Raw genomic sequence first — 17,119 nt, forward strand, 5'->3', positions numbered from 1 at the left:
GCGTTGCCCCACCCGTCGTCGCGCGCGCCCTCGTGCGTCGACCCCGGCACACCGAACCAGGCGACCGGCCCCACGCATTCGACGCTCGCGCGTCGCCCAGCCCCGCGGAGCATCCATGGCATCCACCGACGCCCCCGTCACCGGCTCGCAGCCGACCCAGGCGCGGCTCGATCCGCGCGACAAGGTCACGATCACGGTGCTGCTGCTGTCGGCGTTCGTCGTGATCCTCAACGAGACGGCGATGAACGTCGCGCTCGACGCGATCATCGACGACCTCGGCATCACCGAGCGTCTCGCGCAGTGGCTCACGACGGGCTTCCTGCTCACGATGGCCGTCGTCATCCCGATCACGGGATGGCTGCAGCAGCGGCTCACGACGCGGCAGACGTACGCGCTCGCGATGGGCCTGTTCGTGCTCGGCACGATGGTCGCCGCGTCGTCGTTCGGCTTCTGGATGCTGCTCGCCGGTCGCGTCGTGCAGGCGGCGGGCACGGCGATCGTGTTCCCGCTCATGATGAAGACCGTCATGGACCTCGTGCTGCCCGGCCTGCGCGGCCTCGTCATGGGCAACGTGTCGATGGTCATCGCGTGCGCGCCCGCGCTCGGCCCCACGCTGTCGGGCGTGATCCTGCAGCACCTGCACTGGCGGTTCGTGTTCATCGTCGTGCTGCCGATCGCCATCGGCTTCGCCGTCGTCGGCCTCTCGCGCCTCCGCGACGTCAACGAGGTGCGCGCTGCGCGTCTCGACTGGCCGTCGGTGCCGCTCGCCGCCCTCGGCTTCGGTGGCGCGGTCTACGCGCTCGCCCTCATCGGCGACGGCGAGGCGCCCGCGTGGGAGCTGCCACTCGCGGCCGTCGTCGGCGTCGCGGCGCTCGTCGCCTTCGTGCTGCGGCAGCGCATGCTGCAGCGCACCGACGAGGCGCTGCTCGACCTGCGCACCTTCCGGTACCCGCTGTTCACGCGCGCCCTGCTCGTCATGGCGATCGCGATGATGGCGATGTTCGGCGCGATCATCGCGCTGCCGCTCGTGCTGCAGCGCGCGCTGGGCTTCGACCCGCTGCTCGTGGGTCTCATGACCCTGCCGGGTGCGCTGCTCATGGGCCTGCTGGGACCGATCGTGGGCCGCATCTACGACCGCCGCGGCCCGCGCATCCTGCTCGTGCCCGGCTCGGTCGTCGTGCTCGCCGCGCTCGGGGGCTTCGCGCTCCTGCTGTCCGTCGACATGCCGCTGTGGATGGTGCCCGCGCTCCACATCACGATGAGCCTCGGGTTCGCAGCCACGTTCCCCGTGCTGTTCACGGTGTCGCTCGGCGCCGTGCCACGCCGGCTCTATGGCTACGGCTCCGCGATGGTGTCGACGCTGCAGCAGGTCGCGGGCGCCGCCGGTACCGCGCTGTTCGTCACGGTGCTGGCGAGCCAGTCCACCGCGCTGCAGGCGACGGGCATGCCGTTCGACGAGTCGTTCGTCGCTGGCGCGCGCATGGCCTTCCTGGGCGCTGCGGCGCTCTGGGTCGTGGGCATCGTGCTCGCCATGACCGTGCGTCGCCCCGACGACGTCGTGGCAGACCTCGACCATCCCGCCGAGGAGCCCGTGCGGGCGTAGCGCCGGGGCATCCGTGGAGGCTGCGGGGCTAGGGTCGGCGGCGTGGATGGCTTCTTCGACTTCCTCGGGAACTACTGGTGGCTCGTGTTCCCGTTCGGCGGGTTCATCTGGGCAGGCATCGGCGGCATCGGTCACTACCTCGAGCGCGGGCGGCGCGAGCGCCACGAGCTGCGCATGGAGCGGCTGCGCCTGCGGCACGGCGTCGCCTCGGGGGCGCCCGTGCCCGCCGTCGGGGTCGCGAACGCGCCCGCGCAGACGTCCGACGGTGCGGCGCGCGAGCTCGAGCGCGTGGTGGCGCAGCACGACGCCGTCTCGCGCCGCTGGCTCGACCACGAGCTCGACGCGGCGAAGGTCATCGACTTCCCGCTCATGACCGACATGCGCGAGCCGCTCACGCGCGACTTCCACCGTGCGAAGCGCAAGGCGGATGCGCTGCGCCCCGACGAGGCCGACCAGCTCGACGCGGCGCAAATCGCCGAGTACCGGGATGCGGTCGAGCGGTTCGAGGACGCGTTCGAGGTCGCGCTCGCCGAGGCGCGCAGACGGGCGCAGCACGACTTCACCGACGTCGAGCGCAAGCGGCTGCAGACGGCGCGCATGCTCGTGGGCATCGCCGTCGACGACGCGGCGTCGTCGGCCGAGCGGCAGAGCGCCTACCGCCGCGCTCGCGCCGAGCTCGACGGCCTCATCGTGCTGCCCGACGCCACCGCCGCCGACATCGAGCAGCGCATCGCGGGCGCGATCGAGCGCGGCACGACGACGGCCTGACCCTCACCGCTCCAGCCGCAGCAGCGTGTCGACCGCCTCGTCGACCGTGTCGACGAGCGCGATGCCCTGCGCGCCGGGGCGGCCGAGCATGACGGCCTCGAGCAGCTGCCACGCGGGGTAGCGCTCGGTCCAGTGGTCGCGGCCCACGAGCACGATGGGCGTCCACCCGGCCTCGTCGGCGTACGACACCTCGCACGCATCCTGGAAGATCTCCTGCACCGTGCCGCCCTCGCCGGGCAGCACGACGAGTCCCGCCGTCGCGACGCGCAGCAGCAGGTCCTCGCGCACGGAGTTCTGGAAGTACTTCGCCGCCACGGTCTGGAAGACGTTGGGCGGCTCGTGGCCGTAGTGCCACGTCGGCACGCCGAGGGTGTCGGATGCGGGCGCGAGCAGCGCGCGGGCGTCGAGCCCCGTGCGCAGCCAATCGGCCATGGCGCCGGCGTACGACGGCACCCGCGCGACGATCGCGAGGGCCTCGGCGAGCACGGCATCCGAGACGCCCGCCGATCGCGCGCCGAGGTTCGCGGCCTCCATCGCGCCGGGTCCGCCGCCCGTCGCGACCGTGCGGCCGGCGAGCGTGAGCGCGCGCCCCATCCGTGCAGCATCGGCGTACGCCGGCTCGTCGCGCTGCACGCGATGCCCGCCCATCACCCCGACGATGCGGCGGCGGCGCACCCACGCCGCGAGCGCGTCGTCGATCGCGTGGTCGTGCATGGCGGCTGCGAGCGCGTGGGCGACGTCGCGCGAGCGCTGCCGCGACCACGCGTACACGCGCGCGTCGAGGCTGCGCTCGTAGTCCTCGGGCGCGACGTCGAGCAGCTCGTCGGGGGAGTAGAGCGTCGACCGGTACGCGTTGAACGGCGTCTCGGGCACGTCGCGGAACACGAGCGCGCCGCCCGCGACGAGCCACGACTCCTGCGCCGGCGTGAGGTCGCAGCCCAGCAGCACGGCGCCGCGCGGGTCGAGCTGGCGCAGCTGCGCGTCGCGCTCGCGCAGGTCGAGGTCCTGCAGGCGCCAGCCGCTCATCGCCCGGGCGCCGCGCACGAGCAGTCGATCGAGCTGGTCGAGGGAGTCGACGTCGACGATCCGTCCGTGCTCGGCGCGCATGGGCGCGAGCCTAGCGATGGGGGACCGTGCACGAGCCGAGGGTGCTCGCGCCGATCGAGGGTGCAGAATCGGCACACGAGCGAAGGAGGCGCCATGTCGGCATCCGACGAGCCCACGAGCGCAGCGGCACCCGCGACGGAGCCCGAGCGCGGCGGCAAGGGCCTCAAGGCCAACGCCATCGGCTTCTGGGACGGCCTCGCGATCGGCCTCGACTCCACGGCGCCCGCGTACTCGCTCGCCGCGGTGCTCGGCTCGATCGTCGTCATCGTGGGCGTCAAGGCGCCCGCGGTGCTGCTCGTGTCGTTCATCCCCATGTTCCTCATCGCGGGCGCGTTCTCGTACATGAACCGCGCCGACCAGGACTGCGGCACGACCTTCTCGTGGGTGACCCGCGCCATGGGGCCGTGGGTCGGATGGATGGGCGGCTGGGCCATCTTCACGACCGGCGTGCTCGTGATCGGCGCGCAGGCCGACGTCTCGGCGTACTACCTGCTCGACATCGTGGGCCTCCACGACCTGCGCGACACGCGCTGGATCGTCGTGGCGCTCGCGGTCGTGATCATCGTGGTCATGACGCTCATCTGCGTCATCGGCACCGAGCTGTCGGCGATGGTGCAGCGCGTCATGGTGCTCGCGCAGGTCGGCGCCGTGCTGCTGTTCGCGGGGCTCGGCATCGCGGCGATGGCGACGGGCAACGTCGCCGCCGACGCGCCGACGTTCTCGCTCGACTGGCTCAACCCCGTGGGCGTCGAGCCGAGCGCGCTCATCGCCGGCATGCTGCTGGGCGTCTTCATCTACTGGGGCTGGGAGTCGGCGGTCAACCTGTCGGAGGAGTCGAAGGACTCCGCGACGGCGCCGGGCCTCGCGGGCGTCGTCTCGACGGTGCTGCTGCTCGTCACCTACCTCACGACGGCGATCGCGATCATCGGCGTCGCGGGTCTGTCGGCCGTCGAGGCGTACGACGACGACGCCGGCCTCTTCGGCGCCGTCGCGAGCCAGGTCATGGGGCCGTTCGGCTGGATCCTCGTGCTGTCGATCATCATCTCGGGGCTCGCGTCGACGCAGACGACGATCCTGCCCGCATCCCGCACGTCGCTGTCCATGGCCGTCGCCGGCGCGTTCCCGAAGGCGTTCGGCAAGGTGCACGAGCGGTTCGAGACGCCCGCGTTCGGCACGTGGGTCATCGGCATCGTCGCGATCGTCTGGTACGTCGTCGCGTCGATCGTGAGCGAGAACTTCCTGTTCGACTCGCTCACGGCGCTGTCGATCGTCGTCGCCTTCTACTACGCGCTCACCGGCATCGCGTGCGTCATCTACTGGCGCCACGCGCTGCTGAAGAGCGTGCGCGGCTTCCTGCTCGTCGGCCTCGGGCCGGCGGTCGGCGCCGTGACGCTGCTCGTGCTGCTCGTCGCGGCCGCGATCGAGCAGGCCGACCCCGAGGCGTCGTACTCGGGCACGCCCATCCTCGGCGTCGGAGCCCCGCTCGCGATCGCGATCGGGCTCTTCCTCATCGGCATCGTGCTCATGATCGTCTGGTACCTCACCGAGGGCCGTGCGTTCTTCGCCCGCAGGGGAGGGGAGGCGGTGTCGCAGGAGGTCGCGACCGCCGCGCTCGGCCCCATCGAGCTCGCGAGCTCGGGCACGCGCGACCGCGCATAGGCGACGCAGAGGAAGCGGGAGCAGGCTGGCGCCATGACGACGATCGCGGACTTCAGCATGACCAGGAACGACGGCACCGAGCAGCCGCTCGCCGAGCTCGAGGGCAAGGTCGTGGTCGTCGTGAACACGGCCTCCTCGTGCGGCTTCACGCCCCAGTACGAGGGCCTCGAGCAGCTGTACAAGCAGTACGGCGAGCAGGGCCTCGTCGTGCTCGGCTTCCCCTCCGACCAGTTCAAGCAGGAGACGGGCGACGACGCGGCCATCGCGGAGTTCTGCCAGGTCAACTACGGCGTCACGTTCCCGCTGTCGAAGAAGGTCGCGGTGAACGGCAAGGATGCGCACCCGCTGTTCCAGTGGCTCCGCAAGGAGAAGGGCGGCATCCTCGGCGACGCGATCAAGTGGAACTTCACGAAGTTCCTCGTGGGTCGCGACGGCGCCGTCGTGAAGCGCTACGCGCCGACGGTCGAGCCGAAGGACATGGCGGCCGACGTCGAGCGCGCGCTCGCGGCCTGACGCGCGCTCGACGCGGCGCGCGTCACTCCGAGAAGGGGAACTCCCGCACGTCGTCGCCGTAGCGCGAGATGACGAGGAACGACCCGCTCGTCGTGCCCGCAGGCACCGCGACGATCGCGCGGCCCTCGGTGAACGACTCGCTGAGGAAGTACGTGTCGTTGACGGCGGTGACGCCCGACGAGGCCTCGTCGCCCGAGCTGTAGGTGCCCGACGCCGTCACGACCTGCACCTCGAAGCACGTGTTGAACGACGCGGATCCCGCGTCGTGCGTCGCGTCGATGAGCAGCGACACGGCCTCCATGCCCGCGGGCACGGATCCCGACTCGATCTGCGTCGGCAGCTCGTAGCCCGTGACCGTGTAGGTCCAGGTGTCGCCTGCACCGTCGTCGACCGTGAACGGGCCGAGGCCACCCGCGCCGGGATCGGGCTCGTCGGTCTGGGTCTCGGTCGGCGTCGGTGCCGCGGACGTCTCGGGCGCGCTCGACGTCGGCGCGGCCGAGGTCGGCGCCGGCGATGACGCGACTGGCGCGATCGAGGGCAGCTGGATGCAGCCGGCGAGCGCAGCGGTGAGCACCGCTGCGAGGCCGACGGCGAGGACACGGCGCTGGGACATGGCGCCTCCTTCCACGCGGATGAGCGAAGCGTACGACCGTCGAGCGCACGACGCACAGGGGTTGGCGAGGAGGCGCGTCCCCCGGTGCGGCTCGCACGGGAATGCGTCGTTCGCCAGGAGCGTGCCGCGATCGCCGCGCTGTCCGTCCGCTCGCATGCCGCTGACGGTATGCTGGGAGGACACTCCGACCCCATCCGCGTCGTGCAGACGCGAGAGAGGCCGCCGTGCTCGCACTCGTCGCCGCCTACGCCATCGTCGCGTTGCTCGCGAGCGCGCTCAGCGCACGGCTCGGCCGACGGGTGTTCCTGGTCCCGGCAGCGCTCAGCGCGGCTGGTGCCGCGTGGTTCGCCATCCAGGCGCCCGCCGTCGCAGCCGGCGAGGTGCTGCAGGAGCGGCTCGAGTGGATGCCGACGCTCGGCATCGCCCTCGACCTGCGACTCACGCCGCCCGCGTGGCTGCTCGCGATGGTCGTCACGGGCGTCGGTGCCCTGATCTTCGCGTACTGCGCCTGGTACTTCCGCTCGAAGACGCTCGCGCCGCGCACCGTCGGCCTGCTCACCGGATTCGCGGGCAGCATGCTCGGGCTCGTCCTCTCCGACGACCTCGTGCTGCTCGTCGTGTTCTGGGAGCTCACCACCGTCTTCAGCTACCTGCTCGTCGGCCTCAACCACCACGTGCGCAAGACGCGCATCGCCGCCCACTCGGCGCTCGTCGTCACGACGATCGGCGGCCTCGCGCTGCTCGTCGGCGTGCTCATGGTCGGCCACGAGGCCGGGTCGCTGTCGCTGGCCGCCGTGCTCGCCGACGCGCCCCAGACGACCGTCGCGTCGATCGGCATCGCCCTCGCCGTCGTGGGTGCGCTCGCGAAGTCGGCGATCGTGCCGTTCCAGTTCTGGCTGCCGGGCGCCATGGCGGCGCCCACGCCCGTCTCGGCCTTCCTGCACGCGGCCGCCATGGTCAAGGCCGGCGTCTTCCTCGTCGCCGTGCTCACGCCCGCGTTCGCCGACCTGCCGTGGTGGCGTCCGTCGCTCATCGTGCTCGGTGCCGCGACCATGCTGCTCGGCGCGGCACGTGCGCTGAAGCAGACGGATGCGAAGGTGCTGCTCGCCCACGGCACCGTCAGCCAGCTCGGCCTGCTCATCACGATCCTCGGCATCGGCACGGCGCAGGCGATGCTCGCGGGCCTCGCGATGCTCGCGGCGCACGCGATGTTCAAGGCGGCGCTCTTCATGGTCGTCGGAGCCGTCGACCGCACGTACGGCACGCGCGACCTGCGCAGGCTGGGCGGCGTCGGTCGCGAGCACCCCGCGCTCGCCGTCGCGGCGTTCGTCGCCGCCGCCGCCATGGCGGGCGTGCCTCCGGCCCTCGCGTTCGTGGCGAAGGAGTCCGGCCTCGCCGCCGCGGAGCACGCATCGCACATGGACGGTCTCGACCCGTGGGTCGGCTACGTCGCGCTCGTCGCGCTCGCCGTCGGCGCCGCGATGACCGTCGCCTACACGCTGCGCCTCACCGTCACGGTCTTCCTCGGTCGTCGACGCGACGACGCCACGGTGTCGGGCGACCTCGCGTGGCCCATGATCGCGTTCCCCGCGACGCTCGCCGCCGCCGGCCTCGCGCTCGGGTTCGCGGGCGAGGCCGTGACGCGCGTGCTCGAGCCGGCCTTCCAGCCCGCGCTCGGCGCCGACGACATCGAGCGCCTCGCGCTCTGGCACGGCGTCACCGTGCCGCTGCTGCTCACGCTCGCCGCGCTCGTCGTCGGCACGCTCGTCTGGCTCAGCCTCGGCCGTCGCCTCCGCGAGCACGAGCTCGTCGACCCGTTCGAGCTCGGCTTCCGCGGGCTCATCCGCGGCATCGACCGCCTCGCCGTCGAGGTGACGGGTCGCACCCAGACGGGCTCGCTGCCCCTGCACGTCTCGACGATCCTCGGCGCCGTCGTCGCGCTGCCCGGCGTCGTCGTGCTCGCCACGGGGTCGTTCATCCAGCCGGTGCGGCTCGCCGACAGCCCGGGGCAGCTCGTCGTGGTCGCCGCCGTCGTCGTTGCGGCGATCTTCGCCGCCAACACGCGCGGCCGCCTCAAGACGTTCATGCTGCTCTCGGTCGTCGGTTACGGCGTCGCGCTGCTCTTCCTGCTGCACGGCGCGCCCGACCTCGCGCTCACGCAGGTGCTGTGCGAGACCGTGCTGCTCGTGCTGCTCGTGCTCGTGCTGCGCCGACAGCCGAAGTACTTCACGAACCGTCCGCTGAAGTCCGGGCGCTGGCTGCGCGCCGCGCTCGCCGTCGGCGTGGGGGCCGTCGCCTCGCTCATCGCCGTCGCGGCGGCGGGCTCGCGCATCGACACCCCCATCTCCGATCGCTTCTACGAGCGCGCGTACGACTTCGGCTACGGCTCGAACATCGTCAACGTCACGCTCGTCGACATCCGCGCCTGGGACACGCTCGGCGAGATCGCCGTGCTGCTCGTCGCGGCGACCGGCGTCGCGAGCCTCATCTTCATCCGCACGCGCTCCGCCGATCCGCGCGGCACCCTGCGCGGCGACCGCGGCCGGCCGGATGCGAGCGGCGGCCGAGCCAGCGCGTTCCTGCGCGGCGGCAACGGCATCGACGCGTCGGAGGCCGCGCCCGTGCTCGAGATGATGACGCGGCTCATGTTCCCCGTCATGATCGTCGTCTCGATCTACCTGCTGCTCGTGGGCCACAACCTGCCGGGCGGCGGCTTCGCTGGCGGCCTCGTCGGCGGTCTCGCCATCGCGCTGCGATACCTCGCAGCGGGCCGCGACGAGCTCGCGAACGCCGCGCCGTTCGACGCGGGTCGACTGCTCGGCGTCGGCATCGCGACCGCCGCCGCGAGCATGCTGTGGCCCGTGCTCCTCGGTGGACGCATCGGCGAGTCGTACCGGATCGACCTCGACCTGCCCGTGCTGGGCGAGTCCTACCTCGTGACGACCGTCGTGTTCGACGTCGGCGTCTACCTCATCGTCGTCGGCGCGATGCTCGACTTCGTGCGCAGCCTCGGCGCCGGCATCGACGTGCAGGTGCGCCAGGGCGTCGCGCCCGTGCCCGTCGCATCGTCCGATCGAGCCCGGACGGGAGAGTCGTCGTGATCCCGAGCCTCGCCCTCGTCGTCGCAGGCGGCGTCCTCATCGCCAGCGGCGTGTACCTCATCCTCGAGCGGTCGATCCTGCGCATCATGGCGGGCGTCATCCTCGCGTCGAACGGCGTCAACCTGCTGTTCCTCGTCGCGAGCGGGGCAGCGGGGCGCGCGTCCATCATCGGCGAGGGTCGCGACGAGATCGCCGACCCGCTGCCGCAGGCGTTCGTGCTCACGGCCATCGTCATCTCGCTCGCGGCGAGCGCCTTCATGCTCGCCCTCTCGTACCGTTCGTTCCAGCTCGACGGTCACGACGAGGTCGCCGACGACGTCGAGGACGCGCTCGTGCGTCGTCGGGCCGAGGCGGACCTGACGTCGGCGTCGTTCGCAGAGCGGCCCGGCGTCGACGACGACACCGAGTCCGGAGGCGTGCAGGCGCCCGACGCCGTGCCCGAGGACCCGCTGCCCGACGACGCCACCGACGAGCACCTGCCCGAGCAGGGCGCGGACCACAGCGACAGCGACCACACGATCGAGCCGGAGGGGAGAGGCTGATGGATGCCGTGAACCTCATCCCGCTGCCGGTGCTGCTGCCGCTCATCGGCGCCGGCATCGCCATGTGCTTCCCGCGCAGCCCGCGCGTGCAGCGCATCGTGTCGGCGACGTCGCTGACGCTCGTGCTCGTCGTCGCCGCGCTGCTCGTGTGGCAGTCGACCGAGGGACCGCAGGCGCTCTGGGTCGGCGCGTGGCCCGAGGGGCTCGGCATCGTGCTCGTCGCCGACCGGCTCTCGTCGCTCATGGTGCTCGTCTCGAGCATCGTCACGATCACGGTGCTCGTGTTCGCGACGCGGCAGGACCAGGATGCGGGCACGTCGCAGGCGCCGGTCTCGATCTTCCACCCCACGTACCTCGTGCTCTCGGCCGGCGTCGCGAACGCCTTCCTCTCCGGCGACCTCTTCAACCTCTTCGTCGGGTTCGAGATGCTGCTGTTCGCGTCGTACGTGCTGCTGACGCTCGGCGCGCCCCGAGAGCGCGTGCGGGCCGGCAGCACCTACATCGTCGTGAGCATCGTCTCGTCGACGCTGTTCCTCATCGCGATCGCCGTGGTCTACGCGGCCGTCGGCACGGTGAACTTCGCGCAGATGTCCGAGCGGCTGCCCGAGCTCGGCGAGGGCATCCAGCTCACGATCCAGCTGCTCCTGCTCACGGTGTTCGCGATCAAGGCGGCCATCTTCCCGCTGTCGTCGTGGCTGCCCGACTCGTATCCGACGGCCCCGGCATCGGTCACGGCGGTCTTCGCGGGTCTGCTGACGAAGGTCGGCGTGTACGCGATCATCCGCCTGCAGACGCTGCTCTTCCCCGACAGTCCGCTCACCGACCTGCTGCTGTGGGCCGCCCTGGCCACGATGATCGTCGGCATCCTCGGTGCCCTCGCGCAGAACGAGATCAAGCGACTGCTGTCGTTCACGCTCGTGAGCCACATCGGCTACATGGTGCTCGGCATCGGCCTCGCGAGCGAGGCGGGGCTCGCGGGCTCGATCTTCTACGTCGCCCACCACATCCTCATCCAGACCGCGCTGTTCCTCGTCGTGGGGCTCATCGAGCGCGCTGGCGGGTCGACGTCGATGTCGAAGATCGGCGGGCTGGCGGCCGTGCCGGTGCTCGCGGTGCTGTTCTTCGTGCCGGCGATCAACCTCGCCGGCCTGCCGCCCTTCTCCGGCTTCCTCGGCAAGGTCGCGCTCTTCCAGGCGGGCATCGCCGAAGGCACGCCGCTCGCGTACGCGCTCGTCTTCGGCGGCATCGCCACGAGCCTGCTGACGCTGCTCGCGATCATCCGCGTGTGGCACCGCGCGTTCTGGGAGCCGGAGCGCGAGGAGCACCCCGAGCACCGCAGGCTGCCCGCGTCGTGGCTCGTGACCGCGGGGGCGCTCGTCGCCATCACGTGCGCGATCTCGGTCGTCGCCGGACCGCTCTCGACGTTCGCGACGGATGCGGCCCACGACCTCCGCGACCAGACGTACGTCACCGCCGTCGAGGAGGCGATGCCCTGATGCGACGCGTGCACAGGCGCCTGAAGGCGCGACTCTCGTGGACCGCCACCATCGGCCTCACGATCGTGTGGATGGTGCTGTGGGGCGATCTCTCGATCGCCGCCGCCGCGCTCGGGCTCGTCGTCGCGCTCGTCGTGCAGGTCGCGTTCCCGCTGCCCGACGTGCCCGAGATGGAGCGGTTCCGGCCCTTCGCGCTGCTGCGGCTCGTCGCCTGGGCGGGCTGGGGCCTCATGCGCGCGAGCGTCGTCGTGTCGATCGGCGTGCTCGCGGTGCGTCGACCGGTGCAGCACGCGCTGGTGCGCGTGCCGCTGCACAGCGACAGCCCGTTCGTGAAGGCCATGACCGTCGAGGTCGTCACGCTCATCCCCGGCTCGGTCATCGTCGACCTCGATCGGCACGAGCTCGTGATGCACGTGTTCGACGCGTCGAGCCCCGAGTCGATCCAGCGGGCTCGCGACGAGGTGCACGAGGCCGAGCGGCTGCTCGTGCGCGCGTTCGCGTCGCGCGAGGAGCGCGCACGCTACGAGGAGGTGACCGCATGAGCACATGGGTGCTCGTCGTCGCGGGCGTGCTGCTCGCCATCGCGGCCGTCATGGCCATCATCCGTCTCGTGCGCGGCCCGTCGCCCATCGACCGCGTGCTCGCGACCGACGTGCTCATCGCCGTCGTCGTCGGCGTGCTCGCCATCGAGGCAGCCGTGTCGCAGCACTCGTACACCGTGCCCGTCATGCTCGTGCTGTCGCTCGTCGCGTTCGCGGGCACCGTCGCGATGGCGCGCTTCGTCGCCGGTCGTGCCGCGGCCGTGCGCGGCCGCGAGGAGGATGACGCATGAGCCCGCTCGACACCGTGCTCACCGTCGCAGGCGCGGTGCTCATCCTGCTGGGGGCCGTGCTCACGGTCGTCGCCGCCTTCGGCCTCCTGCGCCTGCCGGACGCCCTCGGCCGCATGCACACGGCGTCGAAGCCGCAGACGCTCGGCATCGCGCTCATCGCCATCGGCCTCGCCCTCGAGCTGCGCGACCCGCTCGCGACGGGGATGCTGCTGCTCGTGGCGCTGCTGCAGCTGCTCACGGCGCCGGTCGCGAGCCAGATGATGTCGCGGTCGGCGTACCTCGCAGGCCAGTACCGCAAGGACCTGCTCGTGGAGGACGAGACGCAGGACTGAGCACGGGTCGGCGCGAGCCCGACCGTCGGCTACGATCAGAGCACAACTGCAGAACCGGCCGTCGCAGCCCATGCGGAAGAGCCGCCTCGAGCGGCACCGAAGGAGCAAGCACTCCCCGCCAACCTCTCAGGTCCGAAGACCGCATGCGCAGGCCGCTCAGGAGCATCGTCGACCGATGCGACTGAGGGGGAGTCCCGACCCTTCACGACCCGAGGACTCATGCCCGAGATCTTGCACACCCCGCTCGAGGCCCGGCACACGGCCGCCGGCGCGCAGCTCACCGAGTTCGGCGGCTGGATGATGCCGCTGCGCTACGGCTCCGACCTCGCCGAGCACGCCGCCGTCCGCGAGCAGGCCGGCCTCTTCGACCTCAGCCACATGGCCGAGCTGCGCGTGCGCGGCGCCGAGGCCGGGGCGTTCCTCGACCACGCGCTCGCCGGTCGCCTCTCGGCGCTCGAGCTGGGCCAGGCGCGCTACACGCTGCTGCTCGCCGAGTCGGGCGGCATCCTCGACGACCTCATCGTCTACCGCCTCGGCACCGCCGAGTGGCTCGTCGTCGCGAACGCCGGCAACCGCGCCGTCGTCGTCGACGCGCTCACCGAGCGCATCGCGGGCTTCGACGCGACGCTCGTCGACGAGACCGACGACACGGCGCTCATCGCCGTGCAGGGCCCGGCGTCGCAGGCGATCGTCGAGGCGATCGGTCTCGAGTCCGAGCCGCTCGACGACCTCGGCTACTACCGCATCCTCGAGGCGATCTTCGAGGGCGAGGACGTGCTCGTCGCCCGCACGGGCTACACGGGCGAGGACGGCTTCGAGCTGTACGTGCCGAACCACGCTGCCGAGGACCTGTGGGACGCGCTCGTGCGCGTCGGCACGCCGCTCGGCCTGACCTACGCGGGCCTCGCCGCCCGCGACACCCTGCGCCTCGAGGCGGGCATGCCGCTCTACGGTCACGAGCTCTCGACCGAGACGCTGCCCGCGCAGGTGGGCGTCGGCCGCTCGGTCGCGCTCAAGACCAAGGGCGACTTCGTCGGCCGCGCCGCCGTCGAGGCCGGCCCCGCCGCCGACGCCCCCGTGCTCGTGGGCCTCGTCGCCGAGGGCCGCCGCGCCGGTCGCGCGGGCTACGCCGTCGTCGACGGCGACGCCGAGGTCGGCGTCGTCACCTCCGGCGCGCTGTCGCCGACGCTCGGCCACCCCATCGCCATGGCGCTCGTGACCCCCGGCCACTCCGGGTCGCTCGCGATCGACGTGCGCGGCACCCGCATCCCCGTCACCATCGTCGACCTCCCCTTCTACCGCCGTCAGGAGCGAGCATGACCACGCAGTACACCGCAGACCACGAGTGGGTGCGCGCCGAGGGCGACGTCCACGTCATCGGCATCACCGAGCACGCGCAGCAGCAGCTGGGCGACGTCGTCTACGTCGACCTGCCCGAGGTCGGCCGCACGTTCGCGGCTGGCGAGGCGATCGGCGAGATCGAGTCGACGAAGTCGGTCGGCGAGCTCTTCGCGCCCGCCGACGGCGAGGTCGTCGAGGCGAACGACTCGGTGTCCGACGACCCGACGCTCGTGAACCAGGACGCCGAGGGCACGGGCTGGCTCGTGAAGGTGCGCTTCACGTCGGAGCCCGAGCTGCTCGACGCCGCCGCCTACCAGGCCTCGCTCGCCTGATGCGGGCCTTCCGCGACCGCCACATCGGCACGGGAGCGGCGGCGCAGCAGACGATGCTGCAGCTGCTCGGCCACGACTCGCTCGAGGCGCTCATGGATGCGGCGGTGCCCGCAGGCATCCGCTCGACGCCCGAGGGCATCGGCGCGGCGCTCACCGAGCGCGAGGCGACCGAGCGGCTCAAGGAGCTCGCGGGCCGCAACACCGTGCGCCGCAGCGCGCTCGGCCTCGGCTACCACGGCACGATCACGCCCGCCCCGATCCGCCGCAACATCCTCGAGAACCCGTCCTGGTACACGGCGTACACGCCGTACCAGCCCGAGATCTCGCAAGGCCGCCTCGAGGCGCTCATCAACTTCCAGACGATGGTGTCCGACCTCACGGGCCTCGACACGGCGAACGCGTCGATGCTCGACGAGTCGACGGCGGTCGTCGAGGGCATGCTGCTCGCCCGCCGCGTGTCGAAGTCGAGGTCGAACGTGTTCCTCGTGGATGCGGATGCGCTGCCCCAGACGAAGGCGCTGCTCGCGCACCGTGCGGAGGCCGTGGGCATCGAGCTCGTCGTCACGGCGTTCGGCGACGACCTGCCCGAGTGCTTCGGCGCGTTCGTGCAGTACCCGGGCGCCTCGGGGCGCGTGTGGGATCCGCGCCCGGTCATCGACGAGGTCAAGGCATCGGGCGGCGTCGTCGTCGCCGGTGCCGACCTGCTGGCCCTCGCGGTCATCGAGTCGCCCGGCGAGCTCGGCGCCGACATCGCCGTGGGCTCGACGCAGCGCTTCGGCGTGCCGATGGGCTTCGGCGGCCCGCACGCCGGCTACCTCGCGGTGCGCTCGGGCCTCGAGCGGCAGATGCCGGGTCGCCTCGTGGGCGTCTCGAAGGACGCCGACGGCTACCCTGCCTACCGCCTCACGCTGCAGACGCGCGAGCAGCACATCCGCCGCGAGAAGGCGACGAGCAACATCTGCACCGCGCAGGTGCTGCTCGCCGTCATGGCGTCGATGTACGCCGTCTACCACGGGCCCGAGGGCATCCGTCGCATCGCGGAGGACGTGCACCTCGCCGCCCTGCGCCTGCAGGCCGCGGCCCGTGCGGCGGGCGTCGAGGTCGTGCACGACGACGTCTTCGACACCGTGCGCCTGCGCCTGCCCGGCCGCGCGCGACAGGCGGGCGAGCAGGCCCGTGCCCGCGGCGTGCTCGTGCACGTCGTCGACGAGGACACGCTGCAGGCGTCGGTCGACGAGGTGTGGGCCGAGACGGGCATCGGCGACCTGCTCGCCGCGCTCGACCTCGAGGACGCCGGTGCCGTCGCGCCGTCGATCGCGATGCCGCGCACGACCGAGTACATGACGCACGAGGTCTTCGCGACGCACCGGTCGGAGACGTCGCTCATGCGCTACGCCAAGCGCCTCGCCGACAAGGACTACGCGCTCGACCGCGGCATGATCCCGCTGGGCTCGTGCACGATGAAGCTCAACGCGGCGACCGAGATGGAGCCCGTCACGTGGCCGGCGTTCGCCGAGCTGCACCCGTACGCGCCCGTCGCGGACGCTGCGGGCACGCTCGCGATGATCGACGAGCTGTCGTCGTGGCTCGCGTCGCTCACGGGCTACGACGTCGTCTCGCTGCAGCCCAACGCGGGCAGCCAGGGCGAGCTCGCGGGCCTCCTCGCGATCCGCGGCTACCACCGCTCGCGCGGCGACGAGGCGCGCGACGTGTGCCTCATCCCCGCATCCGCGCACGGCACGAACGCCGCGTCCGCGGTGCTCGCGGGCATGCGCGTCGTGGTCGTGGCGACCGACGAGTCGGGCGACGTCGACCTCGCCGACCTCGAGGCGAAGGTCGCGCAGCACGCCGAGCACCTGTCGGCGCTCATGATCACGTACCCGTCGACGCACGGCGTGTACGAGGCGAGCGTGCGGCGCGTCTGCGACGTCGTGCACGAGGCGGGCGGCCAGGTCTACATCGACGGCGCCAACCTCAACGCGCTGCTCGGCCACGCGTCGTTCGGCGACGTGGGCGGCGACGTGAGCCATCTCAACCTGCACAAGACGTTCTGCATCCCGCACGGAGGTGGCGGCCCCGGCGTGGGCCCCGTCGCGGCGAAGCAGCACCTCGCCGAGTTCCTGCCGCGCGACCCGCGCGAGGCGCCGATCACGGTCGACGGCCTGACGCTGGGCGCCCAGCCGGTGTCGGCGGCGCCGTGGGGCTCCGCGTCGATCCTGCCGATCTCGTGGAGCTACGTGCGCATGATGGGCACCGAGGGCCTCACGGCGGCGACGGGTGCCGCGGTGCTCGCGGCGAACTACGTCGCGGCGCGCCTGCGCGAGCACTTCCCCGTGCTCTACGCGGGCCCGGGCGGCCTCGTGGCGCACGAGTGCATCCTCGACCTCCGTCCGCTCAAGGAGGCGACGGGCGTCACGAACGACGACGTCGCGAAGCGCCTCGTCGACTACGGCTTCCACGCGCCGACGATGTCGTTCCCCGTCGCGGGCACGCTCATGGTCGAGCCGACGGAGTCGGAGGACATCGGCGAGCTCGACCGGTTCTGCGACGCGATGATCGCGATCAAGGCCGAGGCCGAGCTCGTCGCGGCGGGGGAGTGGGAGCTCGAGTCGAGCCCCCTGCGTCGCGCGCCGCACACGGCGGGATCGATCGTGCGCGACTGGGACCGCCCGTACACGCGCGAGCAGGCCGTCTTCCCCGTGCCGGGCGTCGAGCACGCGAAGTACTGGCCGCCGGTGTCGCGCATCGACCAGGCGTTCGGCGACCGCAACCTCGTGTGCGCGTGCCCGCCACCGGAGGCGTTCGCCGACTGAGCCGCAGGCTGGCAGCCACCGTCAGGGTGCGTCCGTAGGATCGACGGCGCACCCTGGCGAGGCACGC

Annotated in this window: 15 protein-coding genes and 1 riboswitch; of the genes, 13 read left to right on the forward strand and 2 right to left on the reverse strand. The window is 72.1% G+C overall.

What is annotated here, in order from left to right:
- The first annotated feature begins 115 nt into the window (after nt 1-115).
- Complete coding sequence (locus tag BLQ67_RS13500; RefSeq protein WP_092505877.1) at nt 116-1,603, forward strand: DHA2 family efflux MFS transporter permease subunit; 1,488 nt, start codon at nt 116-118, stop codon at nt 1,601-1,603.
- Between the two features lie 42 nt (nt 1,604-1,645).
- Nucleotides 1,646-2,371 (forward strand): hypothetical protein, encoded by a 726-nt coding sequence (locus BLQ67_RS13505; RefSeq protein WP_092505879.1) that lies wholly within the window; start codon nt 1,646-1,648, stop codon nt 2,369-2,371.
- 3 nt (nt 2,372-2,374) lie between these two features.
- On the opposite strand, the gene BLQ67_RS13510 is transcribed toward BLQ67_RS13505, so the two are convergent.
- Nucleotides 2,375-3,478, reverse strand: coding sequence for an LOG family protein (locus tag BLQ67_RS13510; RefSeq protein WP_092505881.1), 1,104 nt, complete (start codon nt 3,476-3,478; stop codon nt 2,375-2,377).
- A 93-nt stretch (nt 3,479-3,571) separates the two neighbouring features.
- On the opposite strand from BLQ67_RS13510, the gene BLQ67_RS13515 reads away from it, so the two are divergent.
- Complete coding sequence (locus BLQ67_RS13515; protein ID WP_092505883.1) at nt 3,572-5,137, forward strand: APC family permease; 1,566 nt, start codon at nt 3,572-3,574, stop codon at nt 5,135-5,137.
- Between the two features lie 33 nt (nt 5,138-5,170).
- The gene (locus BLQ67_RS13520; RefSeq protein WP_092505885.1) at nt 5,171-5,650 is read left to right on the forward strand and encodes a glutathione peroxidase; all 480 of its coding nucleotides are present in this window, start codon (nt 5,171-5,173) and stop codon (nt 5,648-5,650) included.
- Nucleotides 5,651-5,672: 22 nt separating this feature from the next.
- Here BLQ67_RS13520 and BLQ67_RS13525 read toward each other — a convergent pair whose 3' ends face one another.
- A complete protein-coding gene (locus BLQ67_RS13525; protein ID WP_092505887.1) occupies nt 5,673-6,263 on the reverse strand; it encodes a hypothetical protein in 591 nt (196 codons plus the stop codon).
- Nucleotides 6,264-6,487: 224 nt separating this feature from the next.
- Between BLQ67_RS13525 and BLQ67_RS13530 the strand changes: the two genes are divergently transcribed.
- The 9 genes from BLQ67_RS13530 (at nt 6,488) to gcvP (ending at nt 17,052) form a co-directional block, all read left to right on the forward strand.
- Nucleotides 6,488-9,364: a Na+/H+ antiporter subunit A gene (locus tag BLQ67_RS13530; RefSeq protein ID WP_092505889.1), complete on the forward strand. Its 2,877-nt coding sequence runs from the start codon at nt 6,488-6,490 to the stop codon at nt 9,362-9,364.
- Nucleotides 9,361-9,906: a Na(+)/H(+) antiporter subunit C gene (locus tag BLQ67_RS13535; RefSeq protein ID WP_092505891.1), complete on the forward strand. Its 546-nt coding sequence runs from the start codon at nt 9,361-9,363 to the stop codon at nt 9,904-9,906. Before BLQ67_RS13530 ends, BLQ67_RS13535 begins: the two co-directional genes overlap by 4 nt.
- Entirely contained in the window at nt 9,906-11,402 is a 1,497-nt protein-coding gene (locus tag BLQ67_RS13540; protein ID WP_092505893.1) for a Na+/H+ antiporter subunit D, read from the forward strand. Before BLQ67_RS13535 ends, BLQ67_RS13540 begins: the two co-directional genes overlap by 1 nt.
- The gene (locus tag BLQ67_RS13545; RefSeq protein ID WP_092505895.1) at nt 11,402-11,944 is read left to right on the forward strand and encodes a Na+/H+ antiporter subunit E; all 543 of its coding nucleotides are present in this window, start codon (nt 11,402-11,404) and stop codon (nt 11,942-11,944) included. The genes BLQ67_RS13540 and BLQ67_RS13545 overlap by 1 nt, the downstream gene beginning before the upstream one ends.
- Nucleotides 11,941-12,234: a monovalent cation/H+ antiporter complex subunit F gene (locus BLQ67_RS13550; protein ID WP_092505897.1), complete on the forward strand. Its 294-nt coding sequence runs from the start codon at nt 11,941-11,943 to the stop codon at nt 12,232-12,234. Before BLQ67_RS13545 ends, BLQ67_RS13550 begins: the two co-directional genes overlap by 4 nt.
- On the forward strand, nt 12,231-12,566 hold the full coding sequence (gene mnhG / locus BLQ67_RS13555) for a monovalent cation/H(+) antiporter subunit G (protein WP_092505899.1): 336 nt from the start codon (nt 12,231-12,233) through the stop codon (nt 12,564-12,566). The genes BLQ67_RS13550 and mnhG overlap by 4 nt, the downstream gene beginning before the upstream one ends.
- Before the next feature lie 63 nt (nt 12,567-12,629).
- A riboswitch (glycine riboswitch) is annotated at nt 12,630-12,718 on the forward strand.
- A 67-nt stretch (nt 12,719-12,785) separates the two neighbouring features.
- On the forward strand, nt 12,786-13,886 hold the full coding sequence (gene gcvT, locus BLQ67_RS13560; RefSeq protein WP_092505901.1) for a glycine cleavage system aminomethyltransferase GcvT: 1,101 nt from the start codon (nt 12,786-12,788) through the stop codon (nt 13,884-13,886).
- Entirely contained in the window at nt 13,883-14,239 is a 357-nt protein-coding gene (gene gcvH / locus BLQ67_RS13565; RefSeq protein WP_092505903.1) for a glycine cleavage system protein GcvH, read from the forward strand. The genes gcvT and gcvH overlap by 4 nt, the downstream gene beginning before the upstream one ends.
- Nucleotides 14,239-17,052 (forward strand): aminomethyl-transferring glycine dehydrogenase, encoded by a 2,814-nt coding sequence (gene gcvP, locus BLQ67_RS13570; protein WP_092505905.1) that lies wholly within the window; start codon nt 14,239-14,241, stop codon nt 17,050-17,052. Before gcvH ends, gcvP begins: the two co-directional genes overlap by 1 nt.
- The last annotated feature ends 67 nt before the right edge of the window (nt 17,053-17,119 follow it).

Origin of the sequence: Agrococcus jejuensis (genome assembly GCF_900099705.1) — a bacterium.
GTDB lineage: Bacteria > Actinomycetota > Actinomycetes > Actinomycetales > Microbacteriaceae > Agrococcus > Agrococcus jejuensis.